This is a genomic window from Desulfovibrio sp. Fe33 (assembly GCF_028532725.1).
Lineage (GTDB): Bacteria > Desulfobacterota > Desulfovibrionia > Desulfovibrionales > Desulfovibrionaceae > Pseudodesulfovibrio.
This window is the reverse complement of record NZ_JAQKGU010000022.1, coordinates 1-829: the sequence shown is the minus strand read 5'-3', so window position 1 is coordinate 829 and position 829 is coordinate 1. Positions and strand designations below refer to the sequence as shown.

1 pseudogene is annotated in these 829 nt (G+C 66.1%); it reads right to left on the bottom strand.

Going from position 1 to position 829, the window contains the following annotated elements:
- Window positions 1-829, bottom strand: a pseudogene (locus PSN43_RS15920) (SIS domain-containing protein); the annotation flags it as partial.

The following is an 829-nucleotide window of genomic DNA, read 5'->3' as shown; positions in this document are numbered from 1 at the left end:
GATCCGGCGGATGGGATGCTCCCGGTCGCGGAACCGCTCCACCAGGGCCGGGCCGCGCCCGAATCCCTCGGGCAGGAATTCCACTGCGCCGTCTTTCTTGAGATATTTGCCGTGCAGGGTGTTGCGCACCGAGTCCGGAGCCTCGTGGATTTCCTTCTCGATGTAGTGGGCGAATTCGCCCCGGAAGATGTCCCGCGAGAAGATTTCGATCTTCTCTTCGGCCAGCTCCACGGGTTCACCGTTGTCCAGGTACCGCGCCACGGGCACGGCGTCTGCGGGGTCGGTGTCCCTGAGGACCACGGACACGCCGCCCTGACGGTGCACTGCCACGGGGAAGGAGGAGCGGGCGCGGGCGGCCATGCCGTAGGCCTCGCTCGCCACCAGCCAGCCGTCGCGGGTCCGGCCGATGTAGAAGGACTGGCCCGACCCCTTCTGGGCCAGGAATTGGGAGTCGAAATCATTGAGGTTCTGCATGACCACGGCCAGGGAGCCCTCGCACCGCCTGAGCACGTTGCGGAACCGCTCCTCGGCGTCGCCCTTGTTCTCCACGCCCAGGTGGAAGAGCACGGGCAGGATCTTGGCGTCGGTGGAGATGGCGGGCGGGATGAGCGCGCCCTTGGCCAGGACCGATTCCTCGACCAGGGTGCGGTAGTTGTCCACGTCGCCGTTGAGCACGAACATGGTCTTTTCCAGCCCGGTGGACATGTCGCCCTCCACCAGCCCGTCCACGGGGTGGCAGTTGGGCACGGAAATGATGCCGTTGGACGCCCAGCGGGTGTGGGCGATGATGTTCAGGGTCTGCAATCCTGCGGACATGGTCCAGAGCAGG